The following is a 16,112-nucleotide window of genomic DNA, read 5'->3' as shown; positions in this document are numbered from 1 at the left end:
GTTTTTGTTTTATGTTTGTTTATTTTGTGTTTGTTTTTTTAAGTTGTTTATTTTATTGGCTATAAATAAAACTATTAAAACCTTCAAGTAAACAGTAATTAAGCCCCAAGGTAATAGGTTGCTATTATGTTGTTAGTAAATGAATGTAGTTGCTAAAACTAAGTAGATGATAATTAAAAATAGCTGTAGGGCAAATTACACATCAAGAACAGAGCCAAAAATGTGCAAATTTATTGTAATATTATGCTATTAGCTTTTATTCATCGGCATAGTTTTTACTGAGAGAGTAAGTTACGTATACCCTACTCATGATATTAACCAGATGGATTCATGCATTGTTTATTTAAATATCTAAGCATGATTACATAAAAAAGGGCTGTTGTTTAGATGGGGAGTTGTAGTTTAGATACATTTATATTTTAAGAAATATGTTTAATAAAATAGCTTTAACCTTTTGTATATTAGTAAACCCGCCTGTATGTTAATTGTGCAATTTGAGATGTTAATTTAGTATTAATTCCATAGTCTAGTGATGCTTCTTCTTACCTGAGACCAATTAATAGGAATTAATAGTTATGAGCTCTTCAAGGACATTTAAGTTATCAGGTTCGTCAGATGCCTGCTTTTATAGACTCTTCGATATTTTTGCATTGTTTTTTGCTTTTCAATGCTCCGCCTTATTTTATAACTTTAATCTAAGCTCTTTTTATATGGTATCAGTGCTAAGTGTTGCATTAATTTACTTATATTGCGCTGAAATATTTTCTACTTATAGATCGTGGCGAGCAGGGAAGTTTAGAGTAATGATGTTGTGTGTTTGGGGCGCTTTATTAGTTTCATTCGCTTGTTTGTTTTTTATATCATTTATTTTTAAGTTTTCAGAATCCTTATCTCGGATTGGCATTAGCTTGTGGTTTTTATTAAGCATGCTTTATTTATATTTATGGCGCTTAGCTGTGTACTTGTATAAGCGAAATCGTCGTAAATTTGGTTCATATTTACGCAATGTAGCCATCATTGGTGCTACAGAAACCGCTGCTTACTTATATGATGAAATTGAGAAAAATGATGAGTTAGGCTTTAAGTTTTTAGGGTTTTTTGATGATAGAAACCCAGAGCGTTTATTTAGTAAATTAGCCTCTCATGATGTTGCAGGCAACATACAAAAAGCTGTGGATTTAGCAAGAGAGGGCAGAGTTGATGTGTTATATATTGCTCTTCCCATGAAAGCAGAAAAACGTATTGCAGACATTTTATTGCAGCTGGGTGATACCACAGTTGATGTGCATATAATACCTGACTTTTTGCTTTCTAATCTTATACATGCGCGTATTGAACATGTTGGCGAAGTTGATACATTGAGTGTGTTTGAGTCACCGTGCATTGGTGCTCATGAGTTTATTAAGCGTACAGAGGATATTGTGTTTTCAATGATTATATTGTTTTTGATTTCGCCATTACTATTAGTTATTGCCGCGGCAGTGAAATTAACATCAGCTGGTCCTGTAATATTTAAGCAAGATCGTTACGGACTTGATGGACGAAAAATAAAAGTTTGGAAATTCCGTTCAATGACAGTCACAGAAAACAGCAAAGTGGTAACTCAAGCTACAAAAAATGATGTGAGGATAACAAAGTTAGGCCGATTTTTGCGACGTACGAGTCTTGATGAACTTCCTCAGTTTTTAAATGTACTTGAAGGTGACATGTCCATTGTTGGCCCAAGACCTCATGCGGTTGCGCACAACGAAGAGTATAGAAAAAAAGTAGAGTTTTATATGTTTAGGCACAAAGCCAAACCAGGCATTACAGGGTGGGCGCAAGTTAACGGCTGGCGTGGTGAAACAGATACGTTAATAAAAATGGCGAAACGTGTAGAGTATGACCTACACTATATTAAGAACTGGTCATTACTATTTGATATAAAAATAATAATCATAACAATATTTAAAGGATTTAAGAATGAAAATGCCTACTAATACAATTGCCCCTTGCCTACTCGTTGTTTGTATTGGGGGCAGTCCTTATGCAACGGCTAACCTAAAACCAGGTAGTATTATTACAAAAGATGGTGCCGAAATAACGCCTACACTACAAACAGGAGTGAGTACTAATAATAACTTTTTTAGAACACCAACTAATGAGGAGTCGCGGTTAATATGGAATATATCACCTAACATTTCGGCTGTAATTGAAGATGGCCCAGACAATTATAAGCTTAATGTTGGAACAATAACGTCCTTTCATAATAAAGATACCACAGATAACTTCACTCAAGTGACCACAGCAGCGAGCGTTCATAAAGAGTTTACCCAACAGCATAGACTCGATATTAAAGGTGATGCAGATTGGTTATATGAACCCAGAGGTAGTGGTTTAACCGAAGGTTTGGGGGATATTGTTAATGAATTAGTAAAGTACCAACAGCAAAATGTAACAACGCGTTATGAATATGGCGCAAAAAGCTCTAAAGCTCAAGTTGCGCTTATTGCTGGTTTTTTCAATAAAAAATACCAAAATTTTAGACCTGTATCTCAATATCGCGATTATGATAAAACTTTAGTGGGAATAACCGGTTACTACAATACGCTTGCAGCAACGCGCACTTTTTTGGAGCTAACACAAGAAAAGTACCGCTATGATGTTTTGCAAGCCAATGGTATTTCACGAGATTCAGATGACAGAAAAATATTACTGGGAATAGAGTGGGAGGCAACGGCGGTAACATCCGGTACCTTCAAAGTCGGTTATCAAGACAAAGATTTTTTTTCTGACCTACGTGAAGATTTTACCGGTTTAAGCTGGGAAGCCGCAGTACTTTGGCAACCACTTACTTATTCATCGTTACAATTTTTAACTAGCCGCTCAGCTAAAGATCCCTTAGTAGCAGGTGATTATATTAAAGAGAGTGTTTATAACATTACCTGGGATCACAATTGGAGTAATTACTTTAGTTCGTTGGCAAGTTTAAATTATGCAGATGAGCAATACACTGGGGATGTTGGCAGACAAGATAAAACAACAGCGGCTCGACTAGGTTTAAACTATTTGGTTAGTAACTTTGGGATGGTATCTAGTTACGTTGATTTTATAGATAAAAACTCTAATCAAAATACGATTGAATATGATCGTTTCATTGTCGGGATTAATTTTACCTTTGTTTTAAAGGCTAATCGATGAAATTTTGGATGCTTGTTTGCCTGGCTTTTTTATTAAGTTTTAATAGTTTTGGCCAAAATGCGCAAAACTATACTTTAGGGCCAGGTGACAAAATTGAAATAAAAGTTTTTGGCCAACCAGATTTAGATGTGACGGCGTTATTAGGTAACAGTGGCAAAGTTAATTACCCTTTTTTGGGAAAAGTTAAACTCGCTGGCCTAAATACATCACAGGTTGAACAAATAATAATAAGAGGGCTACAGCCTGACTATTTAGTTAACCCCAATGTGTATGCGCAAGTTACACAATATCGACCTTTTTATATTCATGGTGAGGTAAATAACCCAGGTGCATACCCTTATCAGCCGGCAATGACAGTAAATCAAGCGATTGCACTTGGCGGTGGATTAACAGAGCGAGCATCGATAGATAAAATATATATTTTTAAAGAACAAACCAAAGAGCAACAAATTAGAGGCAGTTTAAACAGTCAAATTGCAGCGGGCGACACCATTAAAATAGAACAGCGCTTGTTTTAAGCCGTTAAAGGCAGTGATGAATGAATCAAAAATCAGAAAAATTAAATAATAATGATGATGTAATTGAGTTGGGCATTAACTTTAATGTTATTAAGCAAGCAAAGTGGCGAATTTTGAGCTTTGCGATAGTTATTACATTATTAGCGATAATGATTACGTTAACTTTAATACCTAAATATAAAGCAAGTGCAACGTTATTAATTGAAGCTGAGCAGGCTAAAGCGGTTAGTTTTGAAGAAATATATGGTTTAGACTCAAACCAAAAAGAATATTATTTAACTCAATTTGAGGTAATAAAATCAGACAGTATTGCACGTGAAGTTATTACGAAACTAGATCTGCAGTCACACACTGACTTTATTCCAAAACCTTCAATATTTAATGAAGTTAATATACTAATTAAAGAGTTGCTGCCTTTTTTAAATAAAAAAGAAGTTGCTGCGCTCTCGTATGAAGATCAAGTTGAGCAACAAATGCAAGATTTGCTTAGTATATTTAATAAAGCATTAATAGTTTCACCAATTCGTAAAACGCAATTAGTTAGGGTGAGTTTTGAGTCGAGTGATTCTAAACTTGCAGCCTTAGTAGCAAATACGGTAGGTGAGGTATACATAGACAGCCAAATGCGCGCCAAAATGGGGATCACGCAACAGGCAACAAGCTGGTTAAACACACGCTTGTCACAGTTACGGATCCAATTAGATGATTCAGAGGTTCGACTGCAGGCGTACCGAGAGGCGCAGCAATTAGTTGATATAGAAGGTATTGCGGGGCTAGTGACACAAGAGCTAGAGCAAATGTCTCAGCAGTTAGTTGATGCTCGAGCCGCAAGAAATAATTTAAAGAGTATAAACAGAGTAATCAAGGAGTACGGAAATAATAATATAGAATTTTTAGGTAGTATGCCGGAAATAACATCACATAAAGTAGTACAAGATGTAAAGCGCGAGTTAGTACTTGTTGAGCGAAAAGTGAGTGACTTGGGCGAAGTATATGGCAATAAGCACCCAAAAATGATTTCTGCTAAAGCTGAACTTGCAACTGTAAAAGCTAATTTAAATAAGCAAATTAAAGGCCTAGTTACAGGTATCGAAAAAGAGTTAAACAGAACAACTCGAACCGTTAATACATTAGAAGCTGATCTAAAAAAAATCCGAGATGATTATCAATATATTACACGCAAAGAAACGCAGTATAATCAGTTAAAACGTGAAGTTGAAACTAACCGAAATATATTTAATACATTTTTATCTCGCTCTAAAGAAACCGAAGTAACCAGCGACTTCACCTCAGCAGCAGCTCGCTTTACCGATAGAGCATACACACCTAAATATCCCAGTAAGCCCAATAAAAAGCTTATTGTAATAATTACATTTATAGCTAGCTTTGCCTTTGCAGTAGTGATGAGCTTTATATTTGATGCATTAAACGATACGGTAAAAACAAAAAATGACGTTGAAAGTAAACTAGCGCAACGCATGCTAGGTTTATTACCCAAAGTTAAAATATCGAGAAAGAATCCGTTTCCGATATACGCATATTTAGAGGATAAATACCGTCGCTTTGCAGAATCTGTGCGTACATTTAGAACAAGCTTATTGCTTACTCAGTTAGACCGAAATCATCAAATAATAGCAGTTACATCAAGCGTCCCAGGTGAAGGGAAAACCACCACATCAGCTAACTTAGCCTTATCGCTTGCGCAAATGGGGAGCGTTTTACTGATTGATGCTGATTTACGTAAACCCAGCTTAGCAAAACGGTTTGATATACCTGTATTTCACCCGGGCTTAAGTAATTTAATTACTGGTACAGAGCAGTTTTCTGAGTGCGTTCATTTAGATGAGCGCTCTGGTGTTGCTATTATGCCAAGTGGGCAAATACCATCAAATCCGTTAGAGTTACTCTCTAGCGCCCGGTTTGATGAGTTATTAAAGGTTTTAAAAACCAAGTACGATCACATCATTATTGACACTCCCCCAACACAAGCGGTTAGTGACGCATTAGTAATTGCACAAAGTGTTGATTCGGTAGTGTATGTAGTGAGAGCAGACGTAACAAGGGTAAAACCGATTAAAGCTGGGTTAGAGCGTTTGTTTGAGGTAAAAGCACATGTGGCAGGCGTTATACTTAACCAAGTAGATATGAGCAAAACTAAAGATGAGCATAGCTACGGATACTATGATTATTATGATTACTCACAACCGCCAGAAAAACCTCAACCTAATGGCTAAATTATGATTGATATTCATTCGCATATTTTACCCGGTATTGACGATGGCGCTAAAAATTTAAATGAATCTTTAGCATTATTAAAGCTAGCGCAAAGTGATGGAATAACACATATGGTGATTACTCCGCATATTCATATAGGGCGATTTGATAACTCCGCGGTACAACTTCGCAGAGACTTAGCTGATTTAAAAGAGCATGCAAAACAGGCTCAAATTACTATAAAGCTAGCAGTAGCGGCAGAAGTACGCCTTGATATAGAGTTAATGGCACTGGTAAAGGCAAATAAATTGCCCTTTATTGGGAATTTAGCCGGAGCAAATTACTTATTGTTAGAGCTACCACATTCTCATGTACCACCAGGCTACGATAAGTTTATTGGTTGGTTAGTAAAACAAAATATTAAAGTGATTATACCTCACCCTGAACGTAACCGTGATATTCAGGCTAATCCTTTTTATATAGAACATTTAAAGCAGTTAGGTTGTGAGTTTCAATTAACCGCTTCAAGTATTGAAGGGGGGTGGGGGGATAAAGCAAAACAAATTAGCAATGACATGCTTAAAGGTAATTTAGTTAATTATGTTGCCTCTGATGCGCATTCGGTAAAACGTAGGCCGCCAATACTTAGTAAAGCAAAACACATTGTGAGTAATTTAGTAGGGGAGGATAAAGCACATATGTTATTTGTAACTAACCCTTGGCGCTTAACTGAGTCACTATTTTGTGATTAGTTTTAAATTAAATAGGTTAATCCCTATTATTGTTTTAGCGCTTATAACCTTGTTTATTGCCTATTACAGTATAAAAAGCATACGCGCCAATGCTTGGTATTTTAATGCTAGAAATACGCTGGAACAGCTGTCCTCTCCAATTAAGCGCTCAGAATTAAAGCAGGCCGAAAAAGCTATTACTTTAGCGGCTAAATTTGAGCCAAGCCATCCTCATTATTGGCACTTGAATGCGTATATAAAAATATTATCAGTAAGTATTTTAAATCAGCCGACTGTAATTAATGCTCCTACACATCAGCTGGCTTACCAACAAGCCGAACAAGCGCTTTTAAAGTCTATTGAATTAAGGCAAACATGGGCAGAAACTTGGATAGCATTGGCGCAAGTGGTGAGTTATCAAGATGGGCCCACAGAGCAGGTTTATGATTATATTCAACAAGCAAAAAAAGTAGGACCTTATAAGCTTGATGTACATTTAGGTATTATTCAAATAGCGTTGATTCATTGGTCGCAACTAACTCCACAATACAAAGCTTTATATGTTAACGAATTGAAGTTAGCAGTTAAATATGGCTATAAATTCAATCAAGTATTTGATATTGCAAAACAAAGTAATAGCTTACCCATATTGTGTTTATCGTTACAATTTGGTGGCGATTTCGATTCTGTTCGCAAAAGTTATATATTTAAAAAACATTGTGGTAGTGGCAAATAAAAATGCCCAGAGTTATAAAAACTCTGGGCTATAAAATGACTCTTAGTTGAGCCTTACGTTAACTGAAGACGCTTTCTTGATTATAGGGAGAAGAAGAAAGTACATATAAGTATAGCTAATATGATTAAAACCGCACATTTATTATCCGAATTTAAGTACTTTTAACAACCCAATCATATTCAAAAATGTATGCATGTTTTAATACTCACATTTTACATTAAACGCTGTTTAATTGCTCTGTGCCCATGTTATTAGCTGCGTATTTTGTACTAGATCACGTGGGAGTGAGTTTTTAACTTTATTTTTTTGCCATTTACCTAAGCCAATAGGGCAGCCACATAAAGTTAAAATAACTTCTCCTGTATTTTGGCTTACATCAGCTAAGCGAATATCCTTACCCTGAAAGTAGTCGTTAGCTTGAGTGTCGGTTAAAGGCAATACATTACTTTTACACTGCTTACCAAATGCGGTTGCAAACTCGTGGGCTAAACGCACGCCATTATTATGAATGGCACCAAGTTGAATGCCTAAACGGGCGTATTTAATTTTGTTTTGCACAGCTTCAAACTCTTGCGGAAATAACCACAGCTCTTTATCGCGCTGCATTAATATGCCCGGTAAGGTATTTAAACCAAATTGTTGCTTAAGTGTTTGCATAAAAACAGCACTTTTTTTGCTCTCAAATTGCTGAAACGGAAAAGCACCTTTTTTGACTTTTAGATTTGGGTTGTCGCAACTTGCTTGCTTTTTGAATTTGGCAATAAAAAAGCCTTCACTGTCAAACGTTTGCGGCCACACATGTAAATACCCCTCTGACGTAGTTGCTTTACTTGCGCCAGGAAATAGATCACTTAAAGACTCGGGTATTATACAGTCGCCAAATTCACTGAGTAAAAAGTCGCACACGTGTTGGTTTTCAAGTGGAGTAAGCGTACAGGTTGAATACACTAAGGTTCCACCGGGCTTTAAGGCGTAAAATGCACTTTTAATTAGATCTTTTTGTACTTGGGCAATTTCAATATTAGAGTCGATAGACCAATTTTTTAGTGCATCTGCATCTTTTCGTACTGTGCCTTCGCCAGAGCAGGGGGCATCGAGTAAAATGCTATCAAAGCACTCAAACATGTAATTACCAAAAACCACCCCATCAAAATGCGATAACGCACAGTTACCTACTCCCATGCGTTTTAAAGTAGCGCTAAGTACTTTTAAGCGTGATGACGAAAGCTCATTTGCAACCAACACCCCTTGGTTATTCATTAGTGCAGCAAGCTGCGAAGTTTTAGAGCCAGGTGCAGATGCCATATCAAGAACGTAATTAGTGTGCTCTATACTTTGTTTTAGTGCTATGGGGGGCAGCATGGAGCTTGCTTCTTGAACATACATAGCACCGCTAAGGTGAAGATCGGTATTGCCAAGTGCTAGGTTTTGCTCTTCTGCGGCAGGGCGCTCTAACCAAAAACCTTCCTCGCACCATGGAATAGGAGTGAGTAGCCAATTTTTTTGCTTAGCGTATTGCTTAAACTCAGTAACAGATATTTTTAAGGTATTAACACGAATAGATTTTCGTAGTGGCCGCCGGCAAGCATTAATAAAGTCGTCTATATCTAGGTGTGCAGGTAAATAGGTTTTTACATCATCGATAAAGTGCTCGGGGATAAAGGTATTTGCGTCCACGGTTTGGCCAGTCGTTATATTAAAGACAAATAATAACATTTCTTAAAGTGTGTTTCAGTGCTTAACAGGTAAAAAGTTAGTTTTTATTGGTGTCGACACTTAGCGGTGGTTTATCACTTTAGAGCAGGTAATTATTATACTTTAGGCTAATGATGTCGACAATGCGTGTGTTTTTTAAGCTTTTCATACTGTTTTAGGGTTGACACTTAGTGGTAGTGAGTTCATAGTGGCTTTATAAATTGTCGACAATCTAATAGTAACCTATGACGCAAAGCCTGTTAAATGAAACACCTATTACAACCGCATCAGATCAAGTGTTTGTAAATATGCGCCGAGAAATAGTAGAGGGCAGCATAGCACAAGGCAGTAAAATATCTGAGCCAGAACTGGCAAAGCGTTATGGAGTAAGCCGTGCAACGCTGCGTGAAGCGTTAAATCGTTTAGAAAGCTGTTATTTAGTTGAGCGTAAAGCCAACATAGGTTGCCGAGTTGTATCGTTAACAGCAGATCGCTTGATAGAAGTTTATCAAGTGCGCAGTGCCTTAGAGGGCTTGGCGTGTCGTCTTGCTGCCGACAATATGGCAGCCGATGAAGTCCAAGGTTTAAAGCAATTACTTAATCAGCATTTAAAAACGCAACGAGTAAAAGAAGGCGAGTCGTACTATCAAGAAGCAGGTGATTTAGATTTTCATTACCGCATTATTAAAGGCAGTAAAAATGCCCACTTGATTCATTTGCTATGCCACGACCTTTATCAATTAATAAGAATGTACCGCGTACAAATGGGTATGGTTGGTCCGCGGGTATCAAAAGCATTTGATGAGCACTTAGCTATTATTAATGCGATTGAAAACCACGATGGTGAATTAGCCGAAATGTTGATGAAGCGCCACATAAGTGCTTCACAAGCCAATATTCAAACTAAATTTGATTTACTTGCAGCGCAAACTAAAGCCAGTTAAATAAATCGTTTTAGTATTTAAAATATCAAAACTGCCCCAGAGCAGCCACCGTTCAAAGTTAGGAGAAACGAATGTCAGCAGGATCAAAGTTTAAACAGGCTATTGCCAATAATCACCCATTACAAATAGTGGGTACTATTAATGCGTACACAGCAATGATGGCTGAAAAAATGGGTCATCAGGCAATTTACTTATCGGGTGCTGGTGTTGCCAATGCTTCTTTTGGTATGCCTGATTTAGGTATGACTAGCCTTGATAACGTGCTTGAAGATATTCGCCGTATTACCGGTGCAAGCGACTTACCTTTATTAGTAGATGCAGATACAGGTTGGGGTGGTGCGTTTAATATTGCCCGTACAGTAAAAGAAATGACTAAAGCAGGCGCTGCCGGTTTCCATATTGAAGACCAAGTAGCGCAAAAGCGTTGTGGCCACCGCCCAAATAAAGAAATAGTTAGCCAAGGTGAAATGGTTGACCGTATTAAAGCTGCTGTAGATGCAAAAACCGATAGTGACTTTTACATTATGGCACGTACCGATGCGTTTCAAAAAGAAGGTTTAAATGCCGCTATTGAGCGCGCAGCAGCGTGTGTTGAAGCCGGTGCAGACGCCATTTTTGCAGAAGCCGTGCACGACCTTGCCGACTACCAAGCATTTACAAAAGCGATTAACGTTCCTGTATTGGCTAACATTACTGAGTTTGGTCAAACGCCTATTTATACTAAAGAGCAGTTAGGCGATGTAGGCGTTGAAATGGTGCTTTACCCATTAAGCGCATTTAGAGCGATGAACAAAGCAGCCTATAATGTATATAGCTCAATTTTAAATGAAGGTTCGCAACAAAGCCAAATTGAAAATATGCAAACCCGTGCTGAGCTTTATGATTTTTTAGATTATCACACCTATGAAAATACCCTAGATAACCTTTTTTCATCAACTAAATAATAATAACAATTTAAGGAGATAAATTATGAGTACTAAAGTATTAGCGGGTGCAGGTTTACGCGGTCAAGTAGCAGGTCAAACTGCATTATGTACAGTAGGCCAAACAGGTTCAGGTTTAACTTATTGTGGTTACGATATTAGCGAGCTTGCTGAAAAAGCGCAGTTTGAAGAAGTATCGTTTTTATTATCTCGTGGCGAATTACCAACAACCGGTGAGCTTGCAGAATACAAAGCTAAACTAAAAAGCTTACGCGGCTTACCACAAGCACTTAAAACAGTGCTTGAGAACATTCCAAAAGACGCACACCCAATGGATGTGATGCGCACAGGTTGCTCTATGCTGGGTAACCTTGAAATGGAAAATGATTTTAGCGAAGCCAACGATGCGATTGACCGCATGGTTGCAGTATTTCCAAGTATTATTTGTTACTGGTATCGCTTTACGCATGATGGCGTACGCATTGAAACGCAAACAGATGATGACTCAGTTGGCGCGCATTTTTTAACCTTATTACACGATAAAGCCCCGTCTGAGCTATTTGCTCAAGTAATGAATGTGTCACTAATTTTATACGCAGAGCATGAATTTAATGCCTCAACCTTTACTGGTCGTGTGTGTGCATCAACGCTATCTGATATTCATTCATGTGTAACCGGTGCCATAGGTACGTTACGTGGGCCATTACATGGTGGTGCTAACGAAGCGGCAATGGATATGATTGAAAACTTCACCAGCGCAGATCAAGCAGAGCAAGAAATTATGGGCATGCTTGAGCGTAAAGATAAAATTATGGGCTTTGGCCACGCTATTTATCGCGAATCAGATCCACGTAACGTAATTATTAAAAAGTGGTCTGAAAAGCTCGCAGCAGAAGTAGGTGATGATGTACTTTATCCTGTGTCTGTTCGTTGTGAAGAAGTAATGTGGCGCGAGAAAAAGTTATTTTGTAATGCTGATTTCTTCCACGCATCGGCGTATCACTTTATGGATATTCCGACCAAATTATTTACGCCAATATTTGTAATGAGCCGCGTAACAGGTTGGACAGCACACGTTAAAGAGCAACGTGCAAATAACCGTATTATTCGTCCAAGTGCTGATTACACTGGGCCAGATGCACGTAGCTACACACCTATCGAATCACGTTAAAATTATTTGGTGGGCACGTAAAGTGCTCACCTTTTTTATTTGCTGCACACTATTTTAAGGCTCATCACTTTTCACTCTCTCCTTAAATAAGCTAGTAGTGCACAACCACCGTCACCAAATTAGCGAATATTTTAATGACTATAATAAATAATACTGAATATCGAAAACCCTTACCCAATTCAAACGTTGATTATTTTGATGCTCAAGCAGCTGTTGATGCAATTAAACCAGGTGCATATGCAACACTGCCTTATACATCACGTGTATTTGCCGAAAACTTAGTGCGCCGCTGCGATCCAGCAATGCTTACCGATGCACTAAACCAGTTGATTGAACGCAAACAAGATTTAGACTTTCCTTGGTATCCGGCGCGTGTAGTGTGTCACGATATTTTGGGTCAAACTGCACTGGTTGACTTAGCTGGACTGCGTGACGCGATTGCTGCTAAAGGTGGCGATCCGTCTAAAGTAAACCCAGTTGTACCTACGCAATTAATTGTAGATCACTCTTTGTCGGTAGAGCATGCAGGGTTTGATCCCGATGCATTTGAAAAAAACCGTGCTATAGAAGACAGACGTAACGATGACCGTTTCCATTTTATAAACTGGACCAAAACAGCGTTTAAAAATATTGATGTGATCCCGCCAGGTAACGGCATTATGCATCAAATTAACCTTGAAAAAATGTCGCCGGTAATTCAAAACCGCGATGGTATTGCCTTCCCAGATACCTTAGTAGGTACAGATAGCCATACTCCACACGTTGATGCACTGGGTGTTATTGCTGTGGGTGTAGGTGGCCTTGAAGCAGAAAGCGTAATGCTAGGGCGCGCTTCGTACATGCGCCTGCCAGACATTGTAGGGGTTGAGCTAACAGGTAAGCGCCAACCGGGTATTACCGCTACCGATATCGTACTGGCTATTACTGAATTTTTACGCGCGCAGCGTGTGGTATCAGCATACTTAGAATTTTACGGTGAAGGTGCCGATGCACTTACGCTGGGCGATCGTGCAACTATTTCAAATATGACGCCTGAATTTGGTGCCACAGCGGCGATGTTTTACATCGACGATATGACCATAGATTATTTGCGTTTAACGGGTCGTGAAGAAGAGCAAATTGCACTGGTAGAAAACTACGCTAAAACCACCGGCCTGTGGAGCGATAGCTTAAAAACAGCGCAGTACGATCGCGTGCTTAAGTTTGATTTATCAAGTGTGGGGCGCAACATTGCTGGGCCATCAAATCCACATCGCCGTGTATCTACAAGCGATTTAGCTAAAGAAGGTATTTCAGGCGTAGTTGAAAACGAAGCAGGCTTAATGCCAGATGGTGCGTGTATTATTGCCGCTATTACCAGCTGTACAAACACCAGTAACCCACGCAACGTGATTGCCGCGGCATTACTTGCGCGTAATGCTAACGCCAAGGGTTTAACGCGTAAACCTTGGGTAAAAACCTCATTAGCACCGGGCTCTAAAGCCGTGCAATCGTACCTAGAAGACGCTAACTTACTTACTGAACTTGAACAGCTAGGTTTTGGTATTGTTGGTTTTGCTTGTACTACGTGTAATGGCATGAGTGGCGCGCTTGACCCTGTAATTCAAAAAGAAGTGATTGATCGCGACTTATACGCCACCGCGGTACTGTCGGGTAACCGTAACTTTGACGGCCGTATTCATCCTTACGCCAAACAAGCGTTTTTAGCATCGCCGCCTTTGGTTGTTGCTTATGCAATTGCCGGTACGATTCGTTTTGATATTGAAAAAGATATACTAGGTAAAGATCAGCAAGGTAACGACGTTACCCTTAAAGATTTATGGCCGTCAGATGAAGAAATTGACGCAGTAGTTAAGCAAAGCGTTAAGCCAGAGCAATTTAGAAAAGTATACGAGCCCATGTTTAACTTAACCGTAGATTACGGTGAAGATAACGACCCGCTATACGAATGGCGTCCAGAAAGCACTTATATTCGCCGACCTCCTTATTGGGAAGGTGCATTAGCGGGCGAGCGTACCATGACAGGTATGCGTGCACTGGCAGTACTTGGCGATAACATTACAACCGATCACTTATCGCCTTCAAATGCGATAATGGCCAGCAGTGCCGCGGGTGAATACCTATTAAAAATGAACGTACCTGAGGAAGACTTTAACTCATACGCAACCCATAGGGGCGATCATTTAACAGCGCAGCGCGCTACGTTTGCTAACCCTAAATTGCTAAATGAAATGGTACTTGATGAAAGCGGCGAAATTAAGCAAGGTTCGTACGCGCGCATAGAACCAGAGGGCAAAAATACTCGCATGTGGGAAGCAATCGAAGCATACATGCAGCGTAAGCAACCACTTATTATTGTGGCTGGCGCAGATTATGGCCAAGGCTCGTCGCGCGATTGGGCGGCAAAAGGCGTAAGACTCGCGGGTGTTGAAGTAATTGCAGCTGAAGGGTTTGAGCGTATTCACCGTACTAACTTAGTGGGTATGGGTGTTTTACCGTTAGAGTTTAAAGTGGGAACAACTCGTAAAACACTCAAACTAGATGGCAGTGAAAGTTACGATGTAACGGGTGAACCAACCCCTGGTTGCACACTTAACTTGTCGATCACTCGTAAAAATGGCGAAGTACTAAACGTACCAATGAAATGTCGTATAGATACACAAGAAGAGCTGTCTATTTATGCTGCAGGTGGTGTATTACAACGCTTTGCACAAGACTTTTTAGAAGCTACAAAAACAGCATAAGGGCAGGGTTAATTATGTTTAAACCACAAATTAAAGTACCTGCCACATACATGCGTGGCGGTACTAGCAAAGGGGTGTTTTTTAACCTTAGTGACTTGCCAAAGCCTGCCCAAGTGGCAGGTGAGGCACGTAATAACTTATTACTGCGCGTTATTGGCAGCCCAGATCCGTACGGCAAACAAACCGATGGTATGGGCGGTGCTACATCTAGCACCAGTAAAACGGTTATTTTAAGTAAAAGTGAGCAAGCCGATCACGATGTTGACTATTTATTTGGCCAAGTGGCAATAGATAAAGCATTTGTTGATTTTAGCGGCAACTGCGGTAATTTAACCGCAGCTGTCGGTGCTTTTGCTATTAGTAATGACTTAGTTGATAAAAGCCGTGTACCCGATAATGGCGTTGCTGTTGTACGTGTGTGGCAAGCCAATATTAAAAAAAGCATTTTAGTGCATGTACCTATGACTAATGGTAAAGTACAAGAAACCGGTGACTTTGAGCTAGACGGCGTTACATTTGCAGCAGCTGAAGTAAAACTTGAATTTATTGACCCTGCAGATGGCGACGGGGCGTTATTCCCAACTGGCAATGTGGTTGATGACCTAGAAGTGCCGGGAGTCGGTACTTTAAAAGCGACGATGATCAACGCAGGCATTCCCACCATTTTTGTTAATGCAAGCGACATTGGTTATACCGGCACTGAATTGCAAGATGATATAAACGCAGATGCAGCAGCGCTTGAAAAGCTTGAAACCATTCGTGCCTATGGCGCAGTTAAAATGGGACTCATACAAAATATTGATGAGGCAGCAGCACGCCAACATACACCTAAAGTGGCATTTGTTGGTGCAGCACAAAATTACAAAGCGTCAAGCGGTAAGCAAATTAACGCCAGTGAAATTAACTTGTTAGTGCGCGCTATGTCTATGGGTAAATTACACCATGCAATGATGGGCACAGCAGCAGTAGCTATTGGTACCGCTGCGGCAATTGACGGTACGTTAGTTAATTTAGCCGCTGGTGGCGGGGCATTGAGTGAAGTTAACTTTGGTCACCCATCGGGCACCTTAAAAGTAGGCGCACACGCTACAAATACGGATGGTAACTGGCAAGTAACTAAAGCCAGTATGAGCCGCAGTGCACGGGTGCTTATGGAAGGCGTGGTAAGAGTACCGCAATAAAGCATTGTTTTAATTACGATTAAGTTATTTATAATTTATGCATAAGTTGATGCGGTAATACTTTAGGGTATTGCT

The 16,112-nt window shown here is 39.4% G+C and carries 12 protein-coding genes; 11 read left to right on the top strand and 1 reads right to left on the bottom strand.

Annotation, left to right across the window (positions count from 1 at the left end):
- Nucleotides 1-575 precede the first annotated feature (575 nt).
- The 6 genes from H5058_RS14795 to H5058_RS14770 are packed head-to-tail and all read left to right on the top strand — an operon-like array spanning nucleotide 576 to nucleotide 7,379.
- A complete protein-coding gene (locus H5058_RS14795) occupies nucleotides 576-1,979 on the top strand; it encodes an undecaprenyl-phosphate glucose phosphotransferase (protein ID WP_089368431.1) in 1,404 nt (467 codons plus the stop codon).
- Nucleotides 1,963-3,180 carry an outer membrane beta-barrel protein gene (locus H5058_RS14790; RefSeq protein ID WP_089368430.1) on the top strand — a complete coding sequence of 406 codons (1,218 nt, stop codon included), beginning with the start codon at nucleotides 1,963-1,965 and terminating at the stop codon, nucleotides 3,178-3,180. The genes H5058_RS14795 and H5058_RS14790 overlap by 17 nt, the downstream gene beginning before the upstream one ends.
- Nucleotides 3,177-3,698: a polysaccharide biosynthesis/export family protein gene (locus H5058_RS14785; protein WP_089368429.1), complete on the top strand. Its 522-nt coding sequence runs from the start codon at nucleotides 3,177-3,179 to the stop codon at nucleotides 3,696-3,698. Before H5058_RS14790 ends, H5058_RS14785 begins: the two co-directional genes overlap by 4 nt.
- 20 nt (nucleotides 3,699-3,718) lie before the next feature.
- Entirely contained in the window at nucleotides 3,719-5,932 is a 2,214-nt protein-coding gene (locus H5058_RS14780) for a polysaccharide biosynthesis tyrosine autokinase (protein WP_089368428.1), read from the top strand.
- Nucleotides 5,933-5,935: 3 nt separating this feature from the next.
- Nucleotides 5,936-6,664, top strand: coding sequence for a tyrosine-protein phosphatase (locus H5058_RS14775; RefSeq protein WP_089368427.1), 729 nt, complete (start codon nucleotides 5,936-5,938; stop codon nucleotides 6,662-6,664).
- Nucleotides 6,657-7,379, top strand: a complete 723-nt coding sequence (locus H5058_RS14770; protein WP_179807280.1) for a VpsP family polysaccharide biosynthesis protein — start codon at nucleotides 6,657-6,659, stop codon at nucleotides 7,377-7,379. Before H5058_RS14775 ends, H5058_RS14770 begins: the two co-directional genes overlap by 8 nt.
- A 228-nt stretch (nucleotides 7,380-7,607) precedes the next feature.
- Here H5058_RS14770 and rsmF read toward each other — a convergent pair whose 3' ends face one another.
- The gene (gene rsmF, locus H5058_RS14765) at nucleotides 7,608-9,056 is read right to left on the bottom strand and encodes a 16S rRNA (cytosine(1407)-C(5))-methyltransferase RsmF (protein WP_182678845.1); all 1,449 of its coding nucleotides are present in this window, start codon (nucleotides 9,054-9,056) and stop codon (nucleotides 7,608-7,610) included.
- A gap of 263 nt (nucleotides 9,057-9,319) precedes the next feature.
- Between rsmF and H5058_RS14760 the strand changes: the two genes are divergently transcribed.
- The 5 genes from H5058_RS14760 (at nucleotide 9,320) to prpF (ending at nucleotide 16,037) form a co-directional block, all read left to right on the top strand.
- Nucleotides 9,320-10,018 (top strand): GntR family transcriptional regulator, encoded by a 699-nt coding sequence (locus H5058_RS14760; RefSeq protein ID WP_011328452.1) that lies wholly within the window; start codon nucleotides 9,320-9,322, stop codon nucleotides 10,016-10,018.
- Between the two features lie 71 nt (nucleotides 10,019-10,089).
- On the top strand, nucleotides 10,090-10,962 hold the full coding sequence (gene prpB, locus H5058_RS14755; protein ID WP_011328451.1) for a methylisocitrate lyase: 873 nt from the start codon (nucleotides 10,090-10,092) through the stop codon (nucleotides 10,960-10,962).
- Nucleotides 10,963-10,987: 25 nt separating this feature from the next.
- The gene (prpC, locus tag H5058_RS14750) at nucleotides 10,988-12,112 is read left to right on the top strand and encodes a 2-methylcitrate synthase (protein ID WP_086994992.1); all 1,125 of its coding nucleotides are present in this window, start codon (nucleotides 10,988-10,990) and stop codon (nucleotides 12,110-12,112) included.
- Between the two features lie 134 nt (nucleotides 12,113-12,246).
- Nucleotides 12,247-14,856: a Fe/S-dependent 2-methylisocitrate dehydratase AcnD gene (acnD, locus tag H5058_RS14745; RefSeq protein WP_182678843.1), complete on the top strand. Its 2,610-nt coding sequence runs from the start codon at nucleotides 12,247-12,249 to the stop codon at nucleotides 14,854-14,856.
- A gap of 14 nt (nucleotides 14,857-14,870) precedes the next feature.
- Nucleotides 14,871-16,037: a 2-methylaconitate cis-trans isomerase PrpF gene (gene prpF / locus H5058_RS14740; RefSeq protein ID WP_182678841.1), complete on the top strand. Its 1,167-nt coding sequence runs from the start codon at nucleotides 14,871-14,873 to the stop codon at nucleotides 16,035-16,037.
- Nucleotides 16,038-16,112 lie beyond the last annotated feature (75 nt).

The sequence above is a fragment of the Pseudoalteromonas sp. SR45-4 genome, from assembly GCF_014163535.1.
Classification (GTDB): Bacteria; Pseudomonadota; Gammaproteobacteria; order Enterobacterales; family Alteromonadaceae; genus Pseudoalteromonas; species Pseudoalteromonas nigrifaciens.
Note: the sequence above shows the minus strand (reverse complement) of the source record. Positions and strands in the feature narration are given on the sequence as shown.

Excerpts from the sequence above, each read along its gene's own strand:
- H5058_RS14795 (WP_089368431.1), top strand. The coding sequence starts at position 576 with ATGAGCTCTTCAAGGACATTTAAGTTATCAGGTTCGTCAGATGCCTGC.
- H5058_RS14785 (WP_089368429.1), top strand. The coding sequence starts at position 3,177 with ATGAAATTTTGGATGCTTGTTTGCCTGGCTTTTTTATTAAGTTTTAAT.
- H5058_RS14780 (WP_089368428.1), top strand. The coding sequence starts at position 3,719 with ATGAATCAAAAATCAGAAAAATTAAATAATAATGATGATGTAATTGAG.
- prpB (WP_011328451.1), top strand. The coding sequence starts at position 10,090 with ATGTCAGCAGGATCAAAGTTTAAACAGGCTATTGCCAATAATCACCCA.
- prpC (WP_086994992.1), top strand. The coding sequence starts at position 10,988 with ATGAGTACTAAAGTATTAGCGGGTGCAGGTTTACGCGGTCAAGTAGCA.
- prpF (WP_182678841.1), top strand. The coding sequence starts at position 14,871 with ATGTTTAAACCACAAATTAAAGTACCTGCCACATACATGCGTGGCGGT.
- H5058_RS14760 (WP_011328452.1), top strand. The coding sequence starts at position 9,320 with ATGACGCAAAGCCTGTTAAATGAAACACCTATTACAACCGCATCAGAT.
- H5058_RS14790 (WP_089368430.1), top strand. The coding sequence starts at position 1,963 with ATGAAAATGCCTACTAATACAATTGCCCCTTGCCTACTCGTTGTTTGT.
- H5058_RS14775 (WP_089368427.1), top strand. The coding sequence starts at position 5,936 with ATGATTGATATTCATTCGCATATTTTACCCGGTATTGACGATGGCGCT.
- acnD (WP_182678843.1), top strand. The coding sequence starts at position 12,247 with ATGACTATAATAAATAATACTGAATATCGAAAACCCTTACCCAATTCA.